Origin of the sequence: Serratia sp. JSRIV004 (assembly GCF_019968705.1) — a bacterium.
Lineage (GTDB): Bacteria > Pseudomonadota > Gammaproteobacteria > Enterobacterales > Enterobacteriaceae > Chania > Chania fonticola_B.
On sequence record NZ_CP074140.1, the window covers coordinates 5,687,078 to 5,710,119 of the forward strand.

Here is a 23,042-nt window from a genome sequence, read left to right on the forward strand (position 1 = left end):
TTAAGGCTTAAACCACCATCGCCAACAGCAGGCAGCCAATCAGGCCACAGACTGAAATGATGGTTTCCAACACGGACCAGGACCTGATGGTTTCCATAATGGTCAGGTTGAAATACTCCTTGAACAGCCAGAAGCCTGGATCGTTTACGTGAGAGAAAATCACGCTGCCCGAACCAACGGCGATAACCATCAGCTCCGGGCTAGCCCCGGTGGTAGCAATCAGCGGAGCCACAATGCCCCCGGCGGTGATTGCCGCTACGGTCGCGGAACCCAGTGCAATACGCAGCACTGCGGCAATTGACCAGGCCATCAGGATCGGTGACACATTGCTGCCATGCATGATGCCAGCAATGTATTGCTCAATGCCGCTGTCCACCAGCACCTGTTTGAACGCCCCGCCACCGCCGATAATTAACAGCATCATGGCGATGATTTTGATGGAGTCGCTGACGGTACCCATCACTTCGTCCATGGTGCGGCCACGGTTCAGGCCGAAGGTAAAGATGGCGATCAGCACCGCGATCAGCGTTGCCATTACCGGGTCACCAAAGAACTCGGCGTAAGCCAAGATCGGGTGGCCTTTTGGCAACACCATTTCCGCCACGGCACGCAACGCCATCAGGATCACCGGCACCAGTGCAGTCGCTACGCTGACGCCAAACCCAGGCATTTCTTCTTCGGTAAAGGTTTTTGGGTTATATAGACCGACTGGAACCGGCTTATCGATACCTTTCAGGAAGCGGGCATACACCGGGCCTGCCAGGATCACGGTTGGGATTGCCAGCAAGGTGCCATACAACAGGGTTTTACCCATGTCCGCATGGAAAATGGTAGCAATGGCTGTTGGGCCTGGGTGTGGCGGCAGGAAACCGTGGGTAACGGACAGCGCCGCAGCCATCGGCACGCCGACATACAGCAGCGGGATACGTGCAGAGGCAGCAATGGTAAACACCAAAGGCAGCAACAGCACGAAGCCCACTTCGTAGAACAGAGCAAAACCGACGGTAAAACCGGTCAGCACGATGGCCCATTGGATATGCTGTTTACCGAACTTGTCGATCAGCGTGGTCGCAATCCGCTGCGCACCACCACAGTCCGCCAGCAGCTTACCGAGCATGGCACCAAAGCCCATGATCAGCGCCAGACCGCCCAGCGTTCCGCCCACGCCGGCCTTGATAGAACCAATCACTTTGTCTACCGGCATTCCCTGCATGATACCAACCGCCAGAGCGACCAGAATCAACGAGATAAAGCCGTTCAGCTTAAAGCGGATCATCAGCAGCAGTAGCATGGCTACGCCGATGGCAACAATCACTAGTGGCATAATTTTTCTCCAACCCTTTTATCACTTGGCCTCTTTACGCAACGGCAGCGAAAGAAGGTGCTTTGTTTTATTGTACGACCCTATCCTGGTGGTCTAAGTAGGCAGCTGAGTACAGTGGTAGCCAATGGATGCAGATTGCAGCCCGCCACGTGGCGACATGAAAACGCCGGGCATGTTCCCTGTTCTGTGCTGTGTGATGACAATCACATCTCCATTTGTTACCCGTATCATGATACCGGTAACATGATAAGATCCGGAACCAGGTAACCCAGCAAAATTCGCATTCTGAGATAGAGATCAAACTTATGGCGGGAAAAAGCATCATCCTGATGGGCGTCTCCGGCAGCGGCAAATCCACGATTGGCGCGGCGGTAGCACGGGAAATCAAGGCAAAATTTATCGATGGCGACGATCTGCATCCACGCGCCAATATCCAGAAGATGGCCAGCGGCCAGCCGCTGAATGACGAGGACCGCGCGCCCTGGCTGCAACGCCTCAACGACGCCGCGTACAGCCTTAATCACAAGAACGAGAGCGGGATTATTGTCTGCTCGGCACTAAAGCGCCGCTATCGCGATCTGCTACGCAAAGACAATGACAATATGGTGTTTATCTATCTAAAAGGCAGCTTCGAGACGATCCTGACCCGTCTGCAAGCCCGCTCTGGGCATTTTATGCCCACCGAGCTGCTAAAAAGTCAGTTTGAGGCATTAGAAGAGCCAGGGGCCGACGAAAAAGATGTGATTTGCGTGGATATCGATACCGACGTTGAAGGCGTAGTTGGCCGCTGTGTTGCAGCGCTAAAGCAATAAGTTAGCCGTGCTGGGCGCTGGCTGTTGCGCCCAGGTTCAGATGCTGCCACCGGGTGCCACGGTGAAGCCCACGTCCACCATACGTGGGGAAACAACCTCTCCACGCAGCCGTGCCAACAGGCGCTCAGCGGCGATCTGCCCCATATGCTCACGCGGCGTCAGCACACTCGCCAGCTTTGGTACCATCACCTGGCCGATATCGTGGCCGTGGAAACCGGCAATCGCCATATCCTGCGGGATAGATAACCCCTGGCGCTGGCACTCGAATGCCGCACCGATCGCCAAGTCATCGTTGGTACAAAAGATACTGTCGACCTGCGGATAATCTCGCTGCGCCTCGCGCAACATCTCACCACCGGCCGAATAGGAAGAAGAACGTGAGGTCATGATGCTGTAGGCTTCAAGACCAGACTCACGCATGGCCTGTTCGTAGCCCTGCTGTTTGATAATGGTGCGTTCATCCTGACGCGCGCCAAAGTACACCACATGACGATGGCCGCGAGCGATGATCTGCTGGGTCATTTGGCGGGCCGCTTCAAAGTTGTTGAACCCGACAGCCAGATCGATACAGGGTGACACACAGTCCATCAGCTCCACCACTGGAATGCCTGCAACTTCAATCATCTTCAGGGTACGTACGGTATGGTGGCGTTCGGACAAGATCAACCCATCGATGTTATAAGAAAACAGCGACGTCAGACGCTCTTCCTCACGCTCCGGCAGATAGCCGTAGTGCGCCAGCATGGTTTGATAGTTGTGTGCATCGGTAACGCTTTCGATACCCCGCAACACTTCGGCAAATACCTGGTTGGTCAACGACGGTAGCAACACGCCAATTGCCCGGCTGGTCGCATTGGAAAGGATATCCGGGGCACGATTGGGAATGTAGCCAAGTTCGTCCAGCGCTACCGCAATTTTTTGCTGTAAAGCGGCAGAAACCTGATCGGGATTGCGCAAATAGCGGCTCACCGTCATTTTGGTGACGCCAACCTGATCTGCAACATCTTGAAGCACCGGCCGTTTTTTCTTCATTATCACTGAACTGGCTAACCGTGAATGGGCGGCCATTTTAGCAAATAAAACGCCTTTCCGATATTGTTGGTTATCCGGCCAGCAGACACAAAAAAGGGCCCGGCATTGCACCAAGCCCTCGCCATTACTTTGTCATCACACCGGCGGCAGATCGAACAGTAAAATCTCGCTGTCGTCATCGGCATGGATAGACAGTGCTGTCTCATCCCAGATGGCAAACGCATCGCTAATACCTGCTTTGTGGCCATTGATAGAGACATTGCCATGCACCACCTGGATCCAAACGCGGCGTTCTGCCTGGATTGGATAAACCGATTGCTCGTCTTTCTTCAGCGCCCAGCGAGACAACGTCATATCCTGGAACACCTTCAGCGAACCTTCACGGGCGTCTGGCGACAGCACCAACTGGCGGCCCTGAGGCGCATCAAACATCCGTTGTTCATAACGCGGCTCCAGCCCAACCTGATCCGGAATAATCCAGATCTGGTAGAGATGCAATGGCCGATCGCTATTGGCATTGTACTCAGAGTGACGCACACCGGTCCCTGCACTCATGATCTGGAACTCACCGGCATTAATCTGTTCTTTGTTGCCCATGCTGTCCTGATGCTCCACCGTGCCGCTCAGCACGTAGGTCAGGATTTCCATGTCTTTATGGGGATGAGTACCGAACCCCTGGCCTGCATCAATCACGTCTTCGTTGATCACTCGCAGCGCCGAGAACCCCATAAAGTCGGGATCGTAATAGTCAGCAAATGAGAAAGTGTGCCAGCTGTCGAGCCAACCGTGATTGGCATGACCGCGATCTTGTGCCTTACGTAAATAAATCATATTCAACTCTCCTCAACGTTTTCTACAGTCTAGACCTGACGGAGGAATATGAAAGCGCAAAAATCTCACCCCTCTGTTCAAAAAATTAGGTGGAGTTTGCCAGCACGTAACAAAGGGTTTGTGGGATGAGTTAGCCGATGAATTTGGGCAAAAAAAAAGCCAGCACCCGAGCTGGCTAAGTAAACACTGGAAGCAATGTGAGCAATGTCGTGCCTTCAGCAAACAGTATCAAAGGTTGATACTCTCTCTGAACGCATGACAATAATAATCATTATCATTCGCACCTGTAAAGCGTTTTTTTGACCAATAGGAAATTATATTGACTCAGGGGAGTAAACGGATAATTTGGGAGGTTATTCAAACGGTAAACGCCAAAGAGAGGAAAGAATGAGCGAGATTGTAGTTCGTCACGTGGAAAGTAACGATGCTGAAGCCCTGCACCAGCTATATTCCCACCCGGCCGTTTACCGTGACACGCTACAACTACCGCTACCGTCAAAAGCCATGTGGCAGCAACGTATTGCTAACGTGCAACCCGGAACCTACAACATGGTGGCCTGCATTGACGATCGCGTGGTGGGGCAGTTGTTCGTGGAACTCAACCAGCGGGTACGCCGCCGCCATGTGGCCACTATTGGCATCAGCGTGGATGCCGGTTACCACGGCAAAGGCGTTGGCAGCGCGCTGATGCAGGCGATGATCGATATCTGCGACAACTGGGCCGGTATTGAGCGCATTGAGCTCACGGTATTCACCGACAATCAGGGTGCCATTGCGCTGTATCGTAAGTTCGGTTTTGAGATTGAAGGCACCAGCCGCCGCTTTGCCATGCGCGATGGCGAGTTGGTGGATGCTTATCATATGGCTCGGTTTAAAACCCCGTAATCAGAACTGCTTTGTAGGTGGGGCGCTAATACCAACGCCCCACCAGTTAGACTCAGCAAACCAATAACTAACTTAAAGCCCGGCCGTTTCGCGAATATAGCGGCGTGCTTTCACTGCGTATTCAAAAGGATTGGCCAGCGCCGGATCCTGCTCGGCCTCCACCACCATCCATCCCTTATAGCCACGCTCATCCAACAGCTTGAATATCGGCCGGAAATCGATCACGCCATCCCCCGGCACGGTGAAGGTGCCTTTTTTCACCCCGTCCAGGAAGCTCAGGCGCTTGGCCTTAACCTCTGCCACCACCTCGTCACGCACGTCTTTCAAGTGCACATGGTTGATGCGCGGCAGGTATTTCTCCAGGATTGCCAACATTGCCTGTTGGCTGCCTTCGGAGTAATAGGCATGCCCGGTATCAAACAGCAGGTAAACATCGTCGTTCACCATGCTCATATAGCGGTCTATCTCTTCGGTGGTCTGGATGCCCGTGCCCATATGATGGTGCAGGCAGACCTGCATCCCCTTTCCGGCGGCAATTTTCGCCAGCTCGTTATACCCTTGCGCCACCCGCTGCCACTCTTCATCGCTAAAATAGGGCTTCTCTTCAAATACCGCCTTGGTGGTGCCCTGAATGCTCTTGCTCTGCTCGGAGCAGCCAATCACTTTGGCCCCCATTGCATGCAGGAAATTCATGTGGTTAATAAACTCATCGATGGTCTTTTCCTTCAGCCCATCGGCAAAAAACGTGCTGAACCAGGCATTACAGATCTGGATCCCGCGGATATCCAGCATCGGCTTCAACACCTTGGGATCGCGCGGGTATTTGCTGCCCACTTCGCTGCCGGTGAACCCGGCCAGCGCCATTTCGCTGACGCACTGCTGGAACGTGTTCTCGTCCCCTAACTCAGGCATATCGTCATTCGTCCAACCAATCGGGGCGATTGCCAGCTTTACGTGGTCTTTGTTCATTTTTCAGCCTCAGTCATGTTGGCACTTACCGGCTATCTTTCCCACCGGCTTGGCCAAGAAAGTTATTTACCATAGAAGCCAGGACGGGCAGGCAAGGTCACTGGCACCACCTCACCGCTGGTCTGCGCGGCGATACAGGCATCCGCCGCCACCGCAGCGGCAAAGCCATCCCAAGCAGAAGGCCCGGTGAGATTGCCGGCCTGAACGTCATTGATAAAGGCTTGCAGTTCAACATCATAGGCACCGATAAAGCGGTCTTTCCAGTCGACCAGGATCTCGGTGGACAGTTTGGCACCGCTGCGCATTTGCACCGCGGAAGGCTCTGGTAGCTTGGCAATGCCGGTTTCCCCCACCACCTCACACTGAATGTCGTAGCCGTATTGGCAGTTAACAAAAATTTCGACGTCAATGCGGGTGCCCTTGGCCGTTTCCATCAGCACAATCTGCGGGTCTCTCAAATGCGGCAGGGCTTTGCTGCTCTTGCGTGGGAACACCACCTGCACCGAGACGTAATCATCGTCCAGCAGCCAACGCAGCACGTCTAACTCGTGAATGAGCGTATCGGTAATGGCCATATCCGTGGTGTAGGCTTCACCGACCCTTGGATTACGGTGGGCACAATGCAGCATCAGCGGTTCGCCGATCTGGCCGCTGGTCAGTACCTGTTTCAGCGCCCGGTAGCCCTGATCGTAAGGGCGCATAAAGCCCACCTGTACCAGGCGTTTGCCATGCCTGGCTTCGGCATCCACGATGTTTTTGCAACCCTGTGCCGTGACCGCCAGCGGTTTCTCGCAAAACACGGGTTTACCCACAGCAATGGCGGCCAGCACAAACTCTTCATGGCTCGGCCCCCATGACGTGACCAACACCGCCTGGACGTCTGAGGAGTTGATCAGATCGTGAGCATTGTCATAAACCTTGGCGTCCAGTTTCAGTTCGCTGACCACCTTGGCCGCGCTGTCCCGATTGATGTCATTCACCGCAACCACTCTGCTACCCTGCAACACCTGGCTGCAACGGCGGATATGATCCCTACCAATAGCACCGGTACCAATAACCCCAATGTTCAATGTCATTTTCGTTATCCTCGTGGACTGTAAACGGCAGACGCAAGGTCTGAAGTAGATCGGATTATTTATGCGCGGCGTTCTCCGCCGCACCTACGATTGCCAAGGCATTGCGTTATCAGTAGTCGCGGGCTTTATCGATGTTCTCCTGCAGCCTGCGGGCGACGGCAATAATTTTTTCACTTTCAGCCACCTGGGCCCCCCCCACACGCCACCAACTGAGATAGTTGTGCACCATGGTTTTCGGCAGCACTTTGATATCCAGCAGGGTGGAAACCTGTTGCTTACGGGCATCTGCTAGCGCATCGATCAGCTGTTGTTCTGTAGTAATGCTGTAGGTTTTGCAACCATAGGCCGCCGCCAACATGGCAAAGTTAACCGGAACGAGCTTGCCATCCAGTTTGTTGCCTTGCGGATTACGGAAGCGGAACTCAGTGGTGTAGCTCCCCATGCCGTGCCCTATCTGCAGGTTGTTGATACAGCCGTTGGTCATGTTGTCGAACAACACCACGTTGATTTTGCAACCTTCCTGGATCGAGGTGACCAGCTCAGAATGCAGCATCATGAACGCCCCATCCCCCACCATGGCGTAAACTTCGCGCTGCGGCTCCGCAAGCTTGACGCCTAACGCGGCGTTAACCTCATAGCCCATACAGGAGTAGCCGTATTCCACGTGATAGCCGTGCTCACCCCGGTTTTGCCACACTCGCTGCAAATCGCCCGGCAAACTGCCAGCGGCGGCAACGATGACGCTGTCCTGCGGTAAATGCTCATTCAGCACCCCCAGCACTCGGCTTTGGGTTAATACGGAGCCGGTTTTTTCGATAAACTCGGCAAACACCTGTTCACGATCGAGGCTGTCGTCGACTTCCGGCACAAAGCCTTCGCCGGTATAGGTCACTTGATAGACACGCTCGGTCTCTTTCTGCTGTTCGCCAAGCGCCTTGCTGATAGTGTCTTGCCAATCAGCACGATAATCCGCCTGAGCCAACAGCGGGCTGAGAGAGGCCAGAGCCGCACGGGCATCTGCCAAGACTTGCAGACCGTCCAGCTTGCCAGCATCAAACGCGCTGACGTTGATGTTAAGGAAGGCCACATCCGGATTTTGGAATAGCCATTTGGACGAGGTGGTGAAATCGCTGTAACGGGTGCCGATGCCGATCACCAGGTCTGCCTGCTTCGCCAGCGTGTTGGCCGCCAGACAGCCGGTTTCACCGATGCCCCCCACGTTATAAGGATGAGCGGAAAGCACCGTACCTTTACCAGCCTGAGTTTCGGCAAACGGAATATGGAAGCGTTCAGCAAACTGCTGCAACGCCTGCCCAGCCTGCGAATATTTCACCCCGCCACCGCAGATTATCAACGGCTTGCGTTTTTTCACCAGTAACGCCAAAGCCTCTGCCAGAGATTCTTGGCTGGCCGGACGGCGCTCAAGGCGATGCAGCCGTTTGTGGAAGAAATAGTCTGGGTAATCGTAGGCTTCGCCCTGAACGTCCTGCGGCAGGCAAAGCGTGACGGCACCAGTTTCTGCCGGATCGGTCAGCACGCGCATGGCATTAATGCAGGCGCTCATCAGTTGTTCTGGGCGCACAATGCGATCCCAATATTTACTGACAGCGCGAAATGCGTCGTTGGTACTGATGCTTAAATCGTAGGATTGTTCGATCTGTTGCAATACCGGATCGGGCTGGCGAGAGGCGTACACATCGCCCGGTAGCAGCAGTAAAGGAATGCGGTTAGCCGTGGCAGTGGCCGCAGCGGTAATCATATTGGCTGCGCCGGGGCCGATGGAAGAAGTGCAAGCGTAGATCTGCTGGCGCAGCTTCTGCTTGGCAAACCCGGTAGCGGCATGCGCCATTCCCTGTTCATTGCGCCCCTGATGCACCAGCAGATCGCCACAGTCTTGCTCCAGAGCCTGCCCCAGGCCGAGTACGTTACCGTGGCCGAAAATGGCGAAGATACCCTTGACGAATTTGGTTTCGACACCGTCTACCAGCAGGTACTGGTTGTCGAGAAATCTGACCAACGCCTGTGCCATGGTCAACTTGATCTTACCCATTTTACTCACCCTTTCATTTGGCGTTATCCCGAGCCTGCTGCAGATGATGGTGTGCGAGCAGACAGGTGTAGCCGGTGGCGTAGCGCTGACGTCGTTACACAAAAGCAGTGATAATCTTGTCTGGGTTGTTACACACTGCTCATGCAATAAGCGGTTTGAAACGTGCATTGATTATAAACAAATATATTTTTCATAAAATATAAATACAGAAAAAACATTTCATTTTGCGATAAAGATCGCATATTACCAAACCACCAAAGCTTGATTTATTTATATAATTCAATTAATTAAGTATAAATTCATCATCACTCTCTTTCGATCGATGCGCCCACTCGCCGATCGAACCAGCAACCATCAAGATGGCGCTCGCTTGTGCAGGAAATTTCCGCAATGTACTGTTATATCAATAATAATATGCCAGATCGGCAGGCCGTCCGTTATACGCTGCTTTTAAATGCATCACGTTTACGGGGTGTAAATTTCATTTCGTATTGAAATTGAAATTTTTATTCCTCATACTTCGAACCATGCTTCCTACTTAGCTCCTTTACCGGGTCGCAATCGGTTTTGCTTAATGACAGAAGGAAACGGGTATGGCCACACAACAAAAGCAGCTTGATGTCATTTGCCTCGGGCGCATCGCTGTCGATTTCTATGCTCAACAAATCGGCGCACGCCTGGAAGATGCCAGCTCATTCGCCAAATATCTTGGCGGCTCCTCCGGCAACGTGGCCTATGGCACCGCGATCCAAGGGTTAAAATCCGGCATGCTGGCTCGCGTAGGGGATGAGCACATGGGCCGCTTTCTGCGTGAAGAACTCCAGCGCGTCGGCGCGGACACGCAGAGTCTGATCACCGATAAGCAGCGCCTGACTGGCCTGGTGATCCTGGGCATCAAGGATCAGGAAACCTTCCCACTGATTTTCTACCGCGAAAACTGTGCCGACATGGCGCTGACACCCGAGGATATCGATGAAAACTACATCGCATCATCACGGGCCCTGGCGATCACCGGCACCCACCTTTCCCATCCCAAAACGCGCGCAGCGGTACTTCAAGCGTTGGAATACGCCCACCGCCACGGGCTGCGTACCGCGTTGGATATCGATTATCGGCCAGTGCTGTGGGGGTTGACCTCGTTAGGCGATGGCGAGACCCGCTTTATCGAATCGGAAAAGGTGACCCGCGAGTTGCAGGAAGTTCTGCACCATTTCAATCTCATCGTGGGGACTGAAGAAGAGTTCCATATCGCTGGCGGCAGCACCGATACGCTGGTCGCGCTGCAAAACGTCCGTAAGGTCACCCAGGCCACGTTGGTGTGCAAGCGAGGGGCGCAGGGGTGCTCGGTATTTGAAGGGGATATCCCCACAGATTGGCAGCAAGTCAAACTGCATTCTGGCGTTCGCGTTGACGTTTTAAACGTGCTCGGCGCGGGTGATGCCTTTATGTCTGGCCTGCTACGTGGCTATCTTAATGATGAGGGTTGGGATCAGGCTTGCCGTTACGCCAATGCCTGCGGTGCGCTGGTAGTGTCACGCCACGGCTGCGCCCCCGCGATGCCGACCAAGCTGGAGCTGGACGATTACCTGCAACGCGAACAAGAGGTGAAACGCCCGGATCTGGATGCCCGTCTGAACCATTTACACCGCGTTACCACACGTAAACAGCAGTGGCCGGAACTGTGCGTATTTGCCTTTGATCATCGCAAGCAGTTGGCAGAAATGGCGCGAGAGGCAGGAGTGAGTACAGAGCGGATCCCACAGTTAAAAACGTTATTGTTGGCCGCTGCACAGGCTGCAGCTGCCGAAGCGGGGTTACACGGCAACAGCGGTATTCTGGCAGATACTACCTACGGCCAGGCGGCGTTGAATGCCATTACTGGCCAAGGCTGGTGGATTGGCCGCCCGGTGGAGTTGCCGAGCTCCCGCCCTTTGCGGTTGGAGCACGGCAACATTGGCTCGCAGCTGATCGACTGGCCCCAAGAGCACGTGGTCAAATGCCTGGTATTTTATCATCCACAGGATGCCGAAACGCTGCGCCGTGAGCAGGATGAGCTGATCGTTGACGTGTATCGTGGCTGCTGCAAATCGGGCCATGAGCTGTTGCTGGAAGTCATTTTGCCAGAAGGTCATGCCGACAAAGACGAGCGCAACTATCTGCAGGTGATGGAACATTTCTACCGGTTGGGCGTTCTGCCAGACTGGTGGAAATTGCCGCCGCTGAGTGCCGCCAACTGGCAAAAAGTGGGGGAATTGATTGAAACTCACGACCCATTCTGCCGCGGGGTGCTGATCCTCGGGCTAGACTCCCCACAGGAAACGCTGAAAGCCGGGTTCGCCGCAGCCGCAGATGCCCACTGGGTAAAAGGTTTCGCGGTTGGCCGCACCATTTTTGGCACTTCTTCACGCCTTTGGCTACAAGGTGAGATCGATGACCTCGGGCTGGTCGAACAGGTGAAACAGAAATACCTGACGCTGATCGGTTTCTGGCGGCAATATCGCCCGCAGCCTGCGAGTAAAACCAGCCGGAGTTAAGCTGGCGTTGTTAATGAACCTGCCCCTTAAAGTGATTTTCGCTGCTTTAAGGGGATTTTTTTGCCCATTTTCTGTGAAGTAACGCAACTGGCGACGAAATAAATCGCTTTTTGTAGAAATGAAATGTCCACTCCATCTGTTAGAATAACCGGACAATATCTTCAGCGTATACCCAATACGCCTCAGCCAATACTGCGAGCCGAATGGATGACTAACCCAACTCAACTTTCGCTGTTACAGGACGAGATCCGCCGCCGTTATGAAACGCTGAGCAAGCGCTTGAAACAGGTAGCACGATACATTCTGGATAACAGTAACAGCATTGCTTTCGATACCGTTGCCTCCATCGCCGCACAGGCCAGCGTGCCGCCATCTACCCTGATCCGTTTCGCCAACGCCTTTGGCTTCAGCGGTTTCAACGAAATGAAGCAGGTTTTCCGCCAGCATCTGATGGAAGAAACGGTGAACTATACCGAGCGCGCACGCCTGTTCCGCCAAACCTCTACCGACGACAGCGTTGCCCCGGAAAAGCCGGCAGAAATCCTTAACGTGTTTACGATGGTCAACTCGCAGGCGCTGCAACAGTTGGCGATGCAAACCAGTGCCGAGCAGTTGGATCGGGCGGTAGAGTTGCTGAATAGCGCGGAAAATATCTACGTGATCGGCCTGCGCCGCTCATTCAGCGTGGCTTCATATCTCACCTATGCCCTGCGCCACCTGGAAAGGCGCGCCTTCCTGATCGACGGGTTAGGCGGGATGTTTACCGAACAGCTCAGCATGGTGAAGCCCAAGGACGTGGTGATCGCCATAAGCTATTCGCCTTATGCCAAAGAAGCGGTAGAACTGGTGGAGTTGGGTGCCAAGCAGGGCGCACAGTTGATCGCCATTACCGACAGCCAGGTCAGCCCGCTTGCCGCCTTCAGCGATGTCTGTTTTGTAGTGCGCGAAGCGCAGGTAGATGGTTTCCGCTCGCAGGTGGCCTCCATGTGTCTGGCACAGACGCTGGCGGTATCATTGGCACTGAATAACGCCAAAGAGCTGTAATATTCGAAAAGGGCCGCAGTGTGCGGCGGCCCCTACCTTGTCAGTATCAATAGCTCTCGCTGTTGATCCAGGCGTGATCTTTTTCCCAGGTGAACTTCCACAGGCGTACCGGCCCCGCCATCACATTGAGATAGTAATTGTCATATCCGGCCAGGGTTGCCACCGGATGGTAACCGCGCGGCACTTTCACCACATCGCGGTTATAGACCGGCATACACTCATCCAGCGAACGATCGTCGGTATAGACACGTTGCAGGCAGAACCCTTGTTCAGGGTTAAGACGGTGGTAATAGGTTTCTTCCAGGTAGGTTTCGTCCGGCGAGTTTTCCTGGTCGTGCTTATGGCTTGGGTAGGAGCTGGTATTGCCTTCGTCGGTATAAACCTCAACCACCAGCAGGCTGTCAGCCGGTTGGCTATCAGGCAGAATATTGTGTACCAGCCGTTGGTTACGGCCTTTACCCCGGCGCTCCACGCCGACGTCTGCCGGGGTGATCAAGCGTGAAGGCAGATGTCCGTTACCCGGTGCGCTGCATACCGCCAATTCCAGATCGGTTTCTGCCCGGACTTCAGCATGGTCGTGATGCGGTACATAAACGGAGTAAGGTGGAGTGCGCTCAAACGGGCTCATCCGCTTACCAATGTGTGGATACTCCGCTCGTTGCGTTACCACAGAGGCAATTCCCGCCACCAGCACCAGGCAAAGCTCCTTGTCGCCACTCTCCAACCGCAACGACTGCCCGGCCGCTAACCGATAGACCTCAAACCCGACAAAACGCCAGCCGGCATTTTCCGGGGTGACGGACTGAATACGCCCCTGCGCATCCGGTTGCTGACATTTCGCAAGTAATGATGACATGACAATGCTCCTTAAATCCCGTGCTTGTGAGTGTGGCTGCAATGCATTGATACCAGCGACAACGGCCGCTATCCCGATGGAATAACGGCCTCGGCATACCTGGCTGCGGTTTAGCCCAGCGTTGGCATACTGTATTCGGATACCGTTTGCTGGCCGGTTGGCCAACGTGCGGTGGCCGTCTTCATGCGGGTATAGAATCGCACGCCGTCAGTGCCATGTACGTTAAGCGCACCGAATACTGAACGTTTCCAGCCGCCAAAGCTGTGGAAAGCCATCGGCACCGGTACCGGCACGTTAACCCCCACCATCCCCGCCTGAACCTCATGCACAAACTGGCGAGCATAGTGGCCGTTATTGGTGAAAATGGCGCTGCCGTTACCAAACTCGTGGCTGTTCACCGTATCGATGGCCGTTTGGTAATCGGCCACACGCACAATGCCCAACACCGGCCCAAAGATCTCTTCGCGATAGATGCGCATATCAGGTTGTACGTTGTCGAACAGGGTACCGCCCACGTAGTAACCCTCTGGATAACCCGGCACCTGATAATCGCGGCCATCGACCACCAGCGTTGCGCCCTCTTTAACGCCAATATCAATGTACCCCAGCACTTTTTTCTGATGGGCGGATGAGACCAACGGCCCCATTTCATTTTCCTCACCACCTTGCTGCATGCCGGGGCCAACCCGCAGTTGGGCGATCAGCGGTTTGAGTTTGGCAATCAGTTTATCCGCGGTGCTATCACCAACCACGACGGCCACCGGCAGCGCCATGCAACGTTCACCGGCCGAGCCAAATGCCCCTCCCATCAGCGCATTGACCGTGGCATCCAGATCCGCATCCGGCATGACGATAGCCTGATTTTTGGCGGCCCCAAAGGCTTGTACACGCTTGCCATGCGCACTGGCGGTGGTGTAAATATGCTCTGCAACCGTAGATGAGCCAACGAAGCTCACCGCCTGAATGCGTGGATCGGTGCACAGCTGCGAGGCCTCTTCATTGCCACAATGCACGACGTTGAACACCCCATCCGGCAGGCCCGCCTCTTTCAGCAGTTCTGCCAGGCGCACGGAGGCCGAAGGCACCAACGCCGGAGGCTTCAAGACGAAGGTATTACCACAGGCCAGCGCGATAGGGAACATCCACATCGGCACCATAGCCGGGAAGTTAAACGGCGTGATCCCGGCCACAACACCCAGTGGCTGCATCAACGAGAAACTGTCCACGCCGGTGCCGACATCCGGTGAGTATTCCCCTTTGATCAGGTGCGGAATACCGCAGGCAAACTCCACCACCTCCATGCCACGGGTCAACTCCCCCAGCGCATCGGAATAGACTTTGCCATGTTCACTGACGATCAGTTGCGCCAACTCTTCGCGGTGCTGCTCTAGCAATGCTTTGAAATTGAACATGATACGCGCCCGGCGCAGCGGCGTGGTACGCGCCCAGTCGGTAAATGCCTGATGGGCGACATCAATAGCCTGTTTCACCTCGGCGGCGGTGCTCTGCGTCACCCGGCGTTCAACCTGGCCACTAGCCGGATTGTGCACGTCGACGGTTTGATTACTGCTGCTCAGGCAAACCTGCCCACCAATAAAGTTACCCACGGTTTTCATGCTTCACCCTCTTTTAAGTCCGCTATCGCCACGACCTGAAGCATTGCCGCATACCGTGACGTTCATCGTGCCGTCTGCAAGAGTACGGCCCACAGGCAGATTAAATCCTGACCAGATGAATCAAACTCTATTCTATTGAAAAAAAAGTTTCAAATAAAAGTTTTTAGAAAATTTGTTTTTAGTGCCGCCGATCGCAAATTTGCCATTCCCGTAGGCAGAGCGGGTGGTGGCAAACGATGTTATCCGCGATCCGCCAGCTGCGTGTCCTTACGCAGTAATCTCTATTTTTTAAACAGATACACTTGCCCGCCTGGAGGAGTCAATTTTCCAATCTGCTATGCACATCGGGCAGAACATTTGCCCTATTTATGCTCAATTTTTTGAACTTGATCTAAAAATCAATATTTCATTATTCACTAAATATGAAATAAATGTTCTTGTCTGCCAAAGGCCCCTTGAAAAACACCGCCTTGATGACAGGCACGGTTCACCCTTCTGCCTCCCTACCCCCTACAAGTCACTTAAGTAGGCAGAAGCCTGGATAAAAATCGGAGCAACATATGTCATATCAGCGTAAACACAATACTGGGTATATTCTGCGTATCTGCGGGATTGCAGCACTCGGCGGCATTCTGTTTGGTTATGACACCGCCGTGATTTCTGGCGCTATCGAGGCCCTTAAAGCCTACTTTGACCTCAGCCCGGCAGAAACCGGCTGGGCCGTGTCCAACGTAGTGATCGGCTGCGTGGTCGGTGCCTTCGGCGCTGGGCCGCTGGCCGGGCGCTATGGCCGAAAAAAGGCCCTGGTGGTCGCCGCCCTCCTGTTTACCGTCTCTGCAGTCGGTGCCGCTTTGGCCACCACCTTCACCTGGTTTGTTATCTATCGCATCATCGGGGGTCTCGCCGTCGGGCTGGCCGCAACGGTATCCCCCATGTACATGTCAGAAGTCTCACCGAAGGATATGCGGGGCCGGGCGCTCAGCATGCAGCAGTTCGCCATCGTGTTCGGTCAGATCGTGATTTTTTACGTTAACTTCAAGATTGCCAGCTATGCGAGCGAAGCCTGGCTGATTGAGATGGGCTGGCGCTGGATGATTGGCTCAGAGGTGATCCCCTGCCTGCTGTTCACCGCCTTGGTCTTTGTCATCCCCGAATCACCACGCTGGAGCGTAATGGTAGGCCGCGACGATCAGGCTTTAGCCATGCTGACCCGAGTTTCAAATGCTGAGCATGCTAAAAGCGTTTTGAGAGAAATCAAGGAGTCGCTTCGCCAGGACGAGCAGCACCGCAAGCAAACGCTGAATTATGGCGACGTGCGCGTACGCTTCATTCTGTTTGTCGGCTGTATGATCGCCATGCTGCAACAGGTGACAGGGGTTAACGTCATGATGTATTACGCCCCGGTGGTACTGAAAACCGTGACCGAAAACGCGCAAGAAGCCCTGTTCCAGACCATCTGGATCGGCGTATTGCAACTGGTCGGCTCGGTGATCGGCGCGATGCTGATGGATCGCTTAGGCCGTATTCCACTGATGCGCTGGGGCACCCTGGGCACCATCGTTGGTCTGCTGATCACCTCTTATGCCTTGTATACCCAGGCAACTGGCTACTTTGCGCTGTTTGGCATGCTGTTCTTTATGGTGTTCTACGCCATGTCATGGGGCGTGGGTGCCTGGGTGCTGGTTTCCGAAATCTTCCCCAACCGCATGCGTTCACAGGGGATGAGCATTGCCGTTGGCTGTATGTGGCTGGCCAACTTCGTCGTGGCCCAGAGCTTCCCGATGATCAATGACCAACCTTATCTGTTCTCCACCTTCCACGGGGCGTTCCCAATGTGGGTGTTTGCCGCCTGCTGCCTGTTCAGCTATTGGTTTATTGCCCGCTTTATTCCAGAAACCAAGGGTGTTTCACTGGAAAGAATGGAAGACGTCGTGATGGCAAAACGCTATCGCCAACCGCTATCTGAAATCGTCACGGCAGAAGATGGCAAAGCCTAAAGCCCACAAATCCAGGAGTGATGCAACATGGCCATTGCGTTAGCACGTTTTTGTATCAACCGTAAGATAGCCCCCAACCTCACTCTGGAGAACTTCTTCCGCCTGGTGAAAAGATGTGGGTTAAACAAGGTCGAACTGCGCAACGATATGTCGGGTGGCAAAGTGTCCGACAACCTGAGCAACGAGCAGTTAAACGCGCTGGCCAAAGAGTTCGGCATTGAGATCGTCACCATCAACGCGCTGGGAATGTTCAACCTGCTGGAAGATCAAGCTGCATTGCTGAAAAACGCTGAAGCGTTGCTGATTCAGGCAAAAGCCATCCATAGCAAGGCGGTGGTGATGTGCCCACATTGCAACGCGAGCGACCGGCGCAGTGAATCACAAAAGAGGGAAGATACGCTGGCTGCACTACGGCTACTCGCTCCGCTGTTCAAACAGTACGGCGTTGAGGGCTACGTGGAACCATTGGGGTTTGGCATAAGTTCATTGCGCTCTTCCTTGCTGGCACAGGCAATCATTCGTGATTCTGGCGCCCCCTATAAGATAGTGCTGGATACGTTCCACCACTATCTGAGCGACGTAGCACAACCAGAGTTTGACGCTCAGATCCGGGTTGAGCAGATTGGTTTGGTGCATCTCTCTGGCGTTGAGGATCCGCTCGTCAAAGGCGCATTAAGCGATGAACAACGCATTATGCTGAGCGATAAAGATCGGTTGGCAAGCGTAGCCCAGGTACAGAACCTGGAACGTTTGGGCTACCGGGGGATCTATGCCTTCGAGCCGTTCTCGTCACAGCTAAACACCTGGACAGAGGGCGATATCGAACGCGAGATCCGCCACAGTATTGCATTGCTGCAAGGATAAACGCACAAGCTGCCCGTAGGCTACAGAGAGCCTCGCTTTACACATACTGCGTAGGGCGAGAAGTGCCTATTTGAGCGTATGAACCACCAGTTGCTCACGCTGGTTGTAGAACTTCCTATAAGCCAGATAGCAGGCGATGATGGTTGACAGGCTGGCGGTAGAAAGCAGCATAAATGTCACCATAATCTGATACTTGATGGCTTTTACCGGATCGATACCAGCAAAGATCAAACCGGACATCATTCCTGGCAGGCTTACCAGACCAACCGTTTTAGCGGAGTCTATCGTCGGGATCAGCGATGCACGAATACTGTCACGGATCAGAGCCGCAGAAGCGAATTTGGGGGATGCTCCCAGGCTGAGCATTTCCTGGATCTTCTGCTGTTGGTCTTTAAAACGTTGCCCAAGGTTGTTGTAGCACAGACCCACCGCCACCATCGCGTTGCCAGCAATCATGCCGGAAATGGGGATCACCTGCATTGGCGTAAAGGCAATCGAGCCGCTCAGTACCAGCACTACCAGCGTCAACGTCGCCCCTGCAGTAATGGCAATAAACGAAATGGTAAACGCGTTATCGATATACTTACTGCGCTTTTTCGCGTTATATGCTGCATTGAAGCAGATAAACAGCACCATCAACACCGTTAATAGTCCATTATCCAAATCAAAGATATATTTTAAAACGTAGCCGACGATAACCAACTGTACCACCGCACGGCAAATGCTCCAGATAATGTCTTTTTCCAGTGCCAGCTTCTCTTTGTGGCTGATCAGAATGGCGACAATCACCAGGAGCATCGACAAGCCTAATGATTCGTTGGTGATATTATGCTGACTCATGAGCTTTCTCCTGGCTATCGATGCGGCTCAGCGGCAGGGTGATCACCTCGTCCGCATGCGCAATTTCATCCTTATCGTGTGTAACCCATAGTACCCCCAGACCTTGCTCGGCCACCAGGCGGCGGATCAACTCATTGACGTGACGTTTGTTATCTTCATCCAGAGCACTGGTGATCTCATCAAGCAGCAGTACCTTTGGCATAAATTGCAGATTTCTGATCAAGGAAATACGTTGTTTCTCACCGCCGGAGAGCTCGTTGATACCTTTTTTCAACATGCTATCCGGCAAGGCCAACAGTGTCAGATCCTGGCGGATTTTCTTCTCATCGGGTTTCAGTTTACGAATTTGATAGGGTAACGCGAGGTTATCGTAGACGGTGTCACCAAACAGGGCTGGCGTTTGGAAGCAGTAAGAAACCTGCTTGCGGTACTCTTCTGGGGCAACGTCATCAATATTTTTACCGTTGAAAATGATGTTGCCACGAGTTGGGCTAAGCAATGAGGAAACGATCTTCAACAAAGTACTCTTGCCACACCCCGAAGGCCCGGTGATCAACTTAAATTCGCCCGACTTCAGGGTGAAAGAAACGGCATCCAGAATAACCTGCTCGTCAATTTGATAATGGATGCCTTCCAATACCAGTAATTCATTACTGCCCTTCATGCTCACTCCGGCTTGTTGCGCGACTCTCCTCTTTCAGCGGCGAACTGCTGGCTGCCAGCTGAAATCCATGAGGGTATTTTCTGCCAGTAAAAAAATTCAGGCAAGTTGTTAATCGCTCAGCAAACCGGCCAGCTCAGCGCATGTGGAGAGCGGTTGATGCAGTATAGAACCAAGCTGAATAAAATGTTGCTGAGCCGAGAGGAGTCAAGGTCGCTCTTGGCACATTAATAATACTACGCATGTACGGCTGGCCGTGTTAATAATGTAGTAGTTTAGCCCCATTCGCCCCCAACGGCACGATAATAGGTATACGTGTAAAAGCAATTAATAATACTTTCTGCGGAAATAGAATTATATCGATAAAATACCCGGGCGTTCTACCCTATATTGGCCCTCCCCCCTTATCCAACAGCATAAGTTCAAAGTACGGTGAAATAAATAGCTCGTTAATAATGAGCCGGTACCATACGAACCAAAAAGCAACCCCTCGCTAAAATACAAGGGGTAGAGATGGAACTGTCAGGGTTCGATTTGCGCACGTAAATACGCCAGTGCGCTTTGGCTGTAGCTCTCCCCTTGAGTCAATTTGTTGATCCGGCCCTGGGCCTCCAGCACCATACCAAGACGATGTAATTCCTGATGCTGCGGAAGTACATCGGCAAACGCATTAAGCAGGATGATTGACGGCATGATTTTTTCTGCGCAAGTGCCTACTGCGCCAGGTTCATCCCCCCTGGCCGGACAGGGCAGGCTGTCCGAATGGCGATGTTGGCATGCCTGTAACAAGGTAATTGCCTGTTGAATTTCATGACTCCATGGCATAACCACTTTCCTCTGAGACTGATTGCCTTGCCTAGATATGATTAATAATCAGCACGTTAACATGCATTAACGACTAACAACAAACCACAAACGCCCCTAACCAAGCTGGCCCTATACAAGATAGGTTTTTCCGGCCATGGTTTATTGATATAGGTCACATTGCATAAAGATCGCCAAATTTTTATATCCCGTCAATGGCTAAGATAATTCGCAGAATTTCTATAACGCCACATTTTTCACTTAGAAAAGATAAAATTCCTACTGCGAAATCTATCTATCCCTAACCTAAATTGGGTAAAAAAAACCAGACTTTTCGGTAAATTACCGATTAAAAACAATAGAAAAATGCGTTCGCATGATGCAGAAGGATATTCTGAATAAACACGATAGTTGTAATTGTAAAGTTATTACCAACCAGATTATTCCTGTACGCCATTTATTGTCTCGAAAACGGCCAAGAGCAAGGTCTTGCTGGCCGAAAGGTAAGCGTTCACCCTGCGATGAGGCGATAGCCGCTACGGGGGTCAGGAGCTGCCGGTATGTCTAGGGTGTCTGAGGAAGCTGTAAACAGGCCCGAAGCCTGAACGTGGCCTCAGATTTTGAGGCCACGTTCACGCAATTACGGTTTCTTGCAGGGAGCAGGGGCGTATTTAGCATCCGCAGGGAACGCCTGCGGTTGGCAATCAGGCAGGCCCGGCAGGGCCATTTCATAAACCGCCACACCAATCACGCCGACATTCTCTTTTTCCCCCGCCAGTGAACTCGCAGCGTAGGAGTCATCCGGTTTTGCAAAACGGAATGCGGCAACGGACGAATCACTTTTACGGAAGCCCTCAATCACCAGGGTTCCTTTTGGGGAGACCAGATAGCCGGAATTACGCAGTGAACCACTGCGGCCAGAAATCACGTCCAGACCGTCAACAGCGGTTACCACCTCATAGGTTTTGCTGGGGCTGGTGTTATAGAAGAACAGCTGGTAGCGCTCGCCGTCATTGGCAGAGAATGAAAACTCGCCATTTTTATAGCGATTGAGCGCGAAATCCCGATTGTTTTCGGTCTGCACACGCATTCTGACGGAAGACAACACGATCTCATTGGTGTACTGCCCATTATTGGAAGCGGCCGCGCTGTACAACACTTTGGCGACACTGTCTGGAGAGGAATGCAAACGCTTCGCGTCAACAGTGGTCACTTTGGAGTAAACGTCCTCACCCCATGCCGTTCCCAGTTTATGTTCTTGGGCGACTGGAGCCGGTGCAGCTGCAGGATCAGCCGCCACGCGTGAAGAGGAAATCTTTTGGCTACAGCCGGAAACCAGCACCAGAGAAGCCAGTAATGCCAAACCGCATTTGATTTTCATCAGCAGAACTTTCCTTGTTATTATTTGAATAAGAGTGCGCTTACCTCAACGCACGAGCCGAGCCCATTATTCTGAATTACTTCCGATGTTCCTATCTCTTAAGTTCTTAAAATAGACGATTGATTATCTGAAAAGGCGCGGCATTCCGCGCCTCTTCATGGCGAGCCGTTTCAGGAGTGTCTGCCGTCTCTTTAAGATTTCTGCGCAGCCAAAGCCTGCGCGCAGGCCCAAGCGGAACTCCAGGCCCACTGGAAGTTATAACCCCCCAGCCAGCCTGTCACGTCCACCACCTCACCGATAAAGTACAGGCCCGGCACCTTACTCGCCTCCATGGTTTTGGAAGAAAGCTCTTTGGTGTCCACACCGCCCAGGGTCACCTCTGCGGTGCGGTAACCCTCGGTGCCATTGGGTTGTACGCGCCAATCTTGCAAACTATCAACCAACGCGGCCTGCTGCGTTGGAGTGAGTTGCTTCAACGTGGCCTCCGGCAGTTGCCCCAATTCTTGCAGCAATTCCACCAGGCGCTTTGGCAAGTGCAAAGCCAGAGTGTTTTTCAGGCTCTGGTTAGGATGTGCCTGGCGCTGTTCGTTAAGGAAGCCCACCAGGTCTAGCGTTGGAAGTAAGTTAATGCTCACAAACTCACCAGGCTGCCAGTAACTGGAGATCTGCAAGATAGCCGGACCAGAAAGCCCCCGATGCGTAAACAAGATGCTTTCACGAAAGCTGGTGCCATCATCCGCTGTGACCACTGCGGGAACCGAAACGCCAGACAGCGCCTGGGATTGCTCCAACAGCGGCTTATGCAGCGTAAAGGGCACCAAACCGGCCCGGGTCGGTAATACTTTCAGGCCAAACTGTTCCGCCAACTTATAGCCAAAGGGGGTGGCCCCCAAACCCGGCATGGAAAGCCCACCGCTCGCCACCACAAGTGAGCGAGCACTCACACTCTCGCCGTTAAGTGCCAATTCAAAGCCCTGGTCGGTTTTTTCGACGCTCAGGACCTCGCTGCGCAGGCGCGTTACCACCTGACCCAGTTCGCACTCTTGCACCAACAGATCGACGACCTGCTGTGCAGAATCATCACAGAACAGCTGCCCCAAGGTTTTTTCGTGGTAGGCGATGCCGTAGCGGTTAATCAGATCGATAAAATCCCATTGGGTATAGCGTGCCAATGCCGATTTGCAGAAATGGGGGTTATGCGAGAGGTAGGCCGCCGGTTCAACGGACATGTTGGTGAAGTTACAGCGCCCACCGCCAGACATCAGGATCTTGCGGCCCGGTTTTTTGCCGTTGTCGAGTAATAGCACCCGGCAACCCAGTTGCCCTGCCTGCGCAGCACAAAACATCCCTGCGGCACCCGCGCCAATGACGACAACATCAAACTGTTCCACCCAAACCTCTCTTTGCAATAGCCACAACAATCGCGGCAACAAGAGCGTATTTTACGCCTTTTACGTGCCTGTATA

19 protein-coding genes are annotated in these 23,042 nt (G+C 53.3%); 6 read left to right on the plus strand and 13 right to left on the minus strand.

What is annotated here, in order from left to right; all coding sequences use genetic code 11:
• Window positions 1-7 precede the first annotated feature (7 nt).
• The gene (gene gntT / locus KGP21_RS27030; RefSeq protein ID WP_021807428.1) at window positions 8-1,324 is read right to left on the minus strand and encodes a gluconate transporter; all 1,317 of its coding nucleotides are present in this window, start codon (window positions 1,322-1,324) and stop codon (window positions 8-10) included.
• Between the two features lie 305 nt (window positions 1,325-1,629).
• Here gntT and KGP21_RS27035 point away from each other — a divergent pair, with 305 nt between their 5' ends.
• Window positions 1,630-2,136: a gluconokinase gene (locus KGP21_RS27035; RefSeq protein WP_094982405.1), complete on the plus strand. Its 507-nt coding sequence runs from the start codon at window positions 1,630-1,632 to the stop codon at window positions 2,134-2,136.
• Window positions 2,137-2,172: 36 nt separating this feature from the next.
• Here the strand turns inward: KGP21_RS27035 and gntR are convergent, their stop codons facing one another.
• Entirely contained in the window at window positions 2,173-3,168 is a 996-nt protein-coding gene (gntR, locus tag KGP21_RS27040) for a gluconate operon transcriptional repressor GntR (RefSeq protein WP_037376522.1), read from the minus strand.
• Window positions 3,169-3,303: 135 nt separating this feature from the next.
• Window positions 3,304-3,999 carry a pirin family protein gene (locus KGP21_RS27045; RefSeq protein ID WP_059199439.1) on the minus strand — a complete coding sequence of 232 codons (696 nt, stop codon included), beginning with the start codon at window positions 3,997-3,999 and terminating at the stop codon, window positions 3,304-3,306.
• Between the two features lie 387 nt (window positions 4,000-4,386).
• Between KGP21_RS27045 and KGP21_RS27050 the strand changes: the two genes are divergently transcribed.
• Window positions 4,387-4,884 carry a GNAT family N-acetyltransferase gene (locus KGP21_RS27050; protein ID WP_021807423.1) on the plus strand — a complete coding sequence of 166 codons (498 nt, stop codon included), beginning with the start codon at window positions 4,387-4,389 and terminating at the stop codon, window positions 4,882-4,884.
• A gap of 72 nt (window positions 4,885-4,956) precedes the next feature.
• On the opposite strand, the gene iolE is transcribed toward KGP21_RS27050, so the two are convergent.
• The 3 genes from iolE to iolD all read right to left on the minus strand — a co-directional run bounded on the left by iolE (window position 4,957) and on the right by iolD (window position 8,979).
• Complete coding sequence (gene iolE / locus KGP21_RS27055) at window positions 4,957-5,853, minus strand: myo-inosose-2 dehydratase (protein ID WP_021807422.1); 897 nt, start codon at window positions 5,851-5,853, stop codon at window positions 4,957-4,959.
• Between the two features lie 62 nt (window positions 5,854-5,915).
• On the minus strand, window positions 5,916-6,929 hold the full coding sequence (locus tag KGP21_RS27060; protein ID WP_059199437.1) for a Gfo/Idh/MocA family protein: 1,014 nt from the start codon (window positions 6,927-6,929) through the stop codon (window positions 5,916-5,918).
• 109 nt (window positions 6,930-7,038) lie between these two features.
• Window positions 7,039-8,979, minus strand: coding sequence for a 3D-(3,5/4)-trihydroxycyclohexane-1,2-dione acylhydrolase (decyclizing) (gene iolD, locus KGP21_RS27065; protein ID WP_223536609.1), 1,941 nt, complete (start codon window positions 8,977-8,979; stop codon window positions 7,039-7,041).
• Window positions 8,980-9,572: 593 nt separating this feature from the next.
• Between iolD and iolC the strand changes: the two genes are divergently transcribed.
• Both iolC and KGP21_RS27075 read left to right on the plus strand, forming a co-directional pair.
• On the plus strand, window positions 9,573-11,513 hold the full coding sequence (gene iolC, locus KGP21_RS27070; RefSeq protein ID WP_094982408.1) for a 5-dehydro-2-deoxygluconokinase: 1,941 nt from the start codon (window positions 9,573-9,575) through the stop codon (window positions 11,511-11,513).
• Window positions 11,514-11,720: 207 nt separating this feature from the next.
• Window positions 11,721-12,557, plus strand: a complete 837-nt coding sequence (locus KGP21_RS27075) for a MurR/RpiR family transcriptional regulator (RefSeq protein WP_021807418.1) — start codon at window positions 11,721-11,723, stop codon at window positions 12,555-12,557.
• Between the two features lie 46 nt (window positions 12,558-12,603).
• Here the strand turns inward: KGP21_RS27075 and iolB are convergent, their stop codons facing one another.
• Together iolB and KGP21_RS27085 are read right to left on the minus strand one after the other, a co-directional pair.
• Complete coding sequence (iolB, locus tag KGP21_RS27080; protein ID WP_021807417.1) at window positions 12,604-13,413, minus strand: 5-deoxy-glucuronate isomerase; 810 nt, start codon at window positions 13,411-13,413, stop codon at window positions 12,604-12,606.
• 110 nt (window positions 13,414-13,523) lie between these two features.
• Window positions 13,524-15,029: a CoA-acylating methylmalonate-semialdehyde dehydrogenase gene (locus tag KGP21_RS27085; protein ID WP_024482786.1), complete on the minus strand. Its 1,506-nt coding sequence runs from the start codon at window positions 15,027-15,029 to the stop codon at window positions 13,524-13,526.
• A 560-nt stretch (window positions 15,030-15,589) separates the two neighbouring features.
• Here KGP21_RS27085 and KGP21_RS27090 point away from each other — a divergent pair.
• Complete coding sequence (locus KGP21_RS27090) at window positions 15,590-17,026, plus strand: sugar porter family MFS transporter (RefSeq protein ID WP_223536613.1); 1,437 nt, start codon at window positions 15,590-15,592, stop codon at window positions 17,024-17,026.
• Window positions 17,027-17,053: 27 nt separating this feature from the next.
• Complete coding sequence (locus tag KGP21_RS27095; protein ID WP_223536617.1) at window positions 17,054-17,890, plus strand: TIM barrel protein; 837 nt, start codon at window positions 17,054-17,056, stop codon at window positions 17,888-17,890.
• Between the two features lie 66 nt (window positions 17,891-17,956).
• Here the strand turns inward: KGP21_RS27095 and fetB are convergent, their stop codons facing one another.
• The 5 genes from fetB to KGP21_RS27120 all read right to left on the minus strand — a co-directional run bounded on the left by fetB (window position 17,957) and on the right by KGP21_RS27120 (window position 22,967).
• The gene (gene fetB, locus KGP21_RS27100; RefSeq protein ID WP_021807413.1) at window positions 17,957-18,730 is read right to left on the minus strand and encodes an iron export ABC transporter permease subunit FetB; all 774 of its coding nucleotides are present in this window, start codon (window positions 18,728-18,730) and stop codon (window positions 17,957-17,959) included.
• Window positions 18,717-19,394, minus strand: a complete 678-nt coding sequence (gene fetA / locus KGP21_RS27105; protein ID WP_059199432.1) for an iron ABC transporter ATP-binding protein FetA — start codon at window positions 19,392-19,394, stop codon at window positions 18,717-18,719. Before fetA ends, fetB begins: the two co-directional genes overlap by 14 nt.
• 519 nt (window positions 19,395-19,913) lie before the next feature.
• The gene (locus KGP21_RS27110; protein WP_094982411.1) at window positions 19,914-20,216 is read right to left on the minus strand and encodes a hypothetical protein; all 303 of its coding nucleotides are present in this window, start codon (window positions 20,214-20,216) and stop codon (window positions 19,914-19,916) included.
• A 619-nt stretch (window positions 20,217-20,835) separates the two neighbouring features.
• Complete coding sequence (locus KGP21_RS27115) at window positions 20,836-21,576, minus strand: lipoprotein (protein ID WP_021807411.1); 741 nt, start codon at window positions 21,574-21,576, stop codon at window positions 20,836-20,838.
• Between the two features lie 191 nt (window positions 21,577-21,767).
• On the minus strand, window positions 21,768-22,967 hold the full coding sequence (locus tag KGP21_RS27120; protein WP_223536620.1) for an NAD(P)/FAD-dependent oxidoreductase: 1,200 nt from the start codon (window positions 22,965-22,967) through the stop codon (window positions 21,768-21,770).
• Window positions 22,968-23,042 lie beyond the last annotated feature (75 nt).

Coding starts and splice junctions, on each gene's coding strand:
- gntT (WP_021807428.1), bottom strand. CDS start 1,324: ATGCCACTAGTGATTGTTGCCATCGGCGTAGCCATGCTACTGCTGCTG.
- KGP21_RS27035 (WP_094982405.1), top strand. CDS start 1,630: ATGGCGGGAAAAAGCATCATCCTGATGGGCGTCTCCGGCAGCGGCAAA.
- gntR (WP_037376522.1), bottom strand. CDS start 3,168: ATGAAGAAAAAACGGCCGGTGCTTCAAGATGTTGCAGATCAGGTTGGC.
- KGP21_RS27045 (WP_059199439.1), bottom strand. CDS start 3,999: ATGATTTATTTACGTAAGGCACAAGATCGCGGTCATGCCAATCACGGT.
- KGP21_RS27050 (WP_021807423.1), top strand. CDS start 4,387: ATGAGCGAGATTGTAGTTCGTCACGTGGAAAGTAACGATGCTGAAGCC.
- iolE (WP_021807422.1), bottom strand. CDS start 5,853: ATGAACAAAGACCACGTAAAGCTGGCAATCGCCCCGATTGGTTGGACG.
- KGP21_RS27060 (WP_059199437.1), bottom strand. CDS start 6,929: ATGACATTGAACATTGGGGTTATTGGTACCGGTGCTATTGGTAGGGAT.
- iolD (WP_223536609.1), bottom strand. CDS start 8,979: ATGGGTAAGATCAAGTTGACCATGGCACAGGCGTTGGTCAGATTTCTC.
- iolC (WP_094982408.1), top strand. CDS start 9,573: ATGGCCACACAACAAAAGCAGCTTGATGTCATTTGCCTCGGGCGCATC.
- KGP21_RS27075 (WP_021807418.1), top strand. CDS start 11,721: ATGACTAACCCAACTCAACTTTCGCTGTTACAGGACGAGATCCGCCGC.
- iolB (WP_021807417.1), bottom strand. CDS start 13,413: ATGTCATCATTACTTGCGAAATGTCAGCAACCGGATGCGCAGGGGCGT.
- KGP21_RS27085 (WP_024482786.1), bottom strand. CDS start 15,029: ATGAAAACCGTGGGTAACTTTATTGGTGGGCAGGTTTGCCTGAGCAGC.
- KGP21_RS27090 (WP_223536613.1), top strand. CDS start 15,590: ATGTCATATCAGCGTAAACACAATACTGGGTATATTCTGCGTATCTGC.
- KGP21_RS27095 (WP_223536617.1), top strand. CDS start 17,054: ATGGCCATTGCGTTAGCACGTTTTTGTATCAACCGTAAGATAGCCCCC.
- fetB (WP_021807413.1), bottom strand. CDS start 18,730: ATGAGTCAGCATAATATCACCAACGAATCATTAGGCTTGTCGATGCTC.
- fetA (WP_059199432.1), bottom strand. CDS start 19,394: ATGAAGGGCAGTAATGAATTACTGGTATTGGAAGGCATCCATTATCAA.
- KGP21_RS27110 (WP_094982411.1), bottom strand. CDS start 20,216: ATGCCATGGAGTCATGAAATTCAACAGGCAATTACCTTGTTACAGGCA.
- KGP21_RS27115 (WP_021807411.1), bottom strand. CDS start 21,576: ATGAAAATCAAATGCGGTTTGGCATTACTGGCTTCTCTGGTGCTGGTT.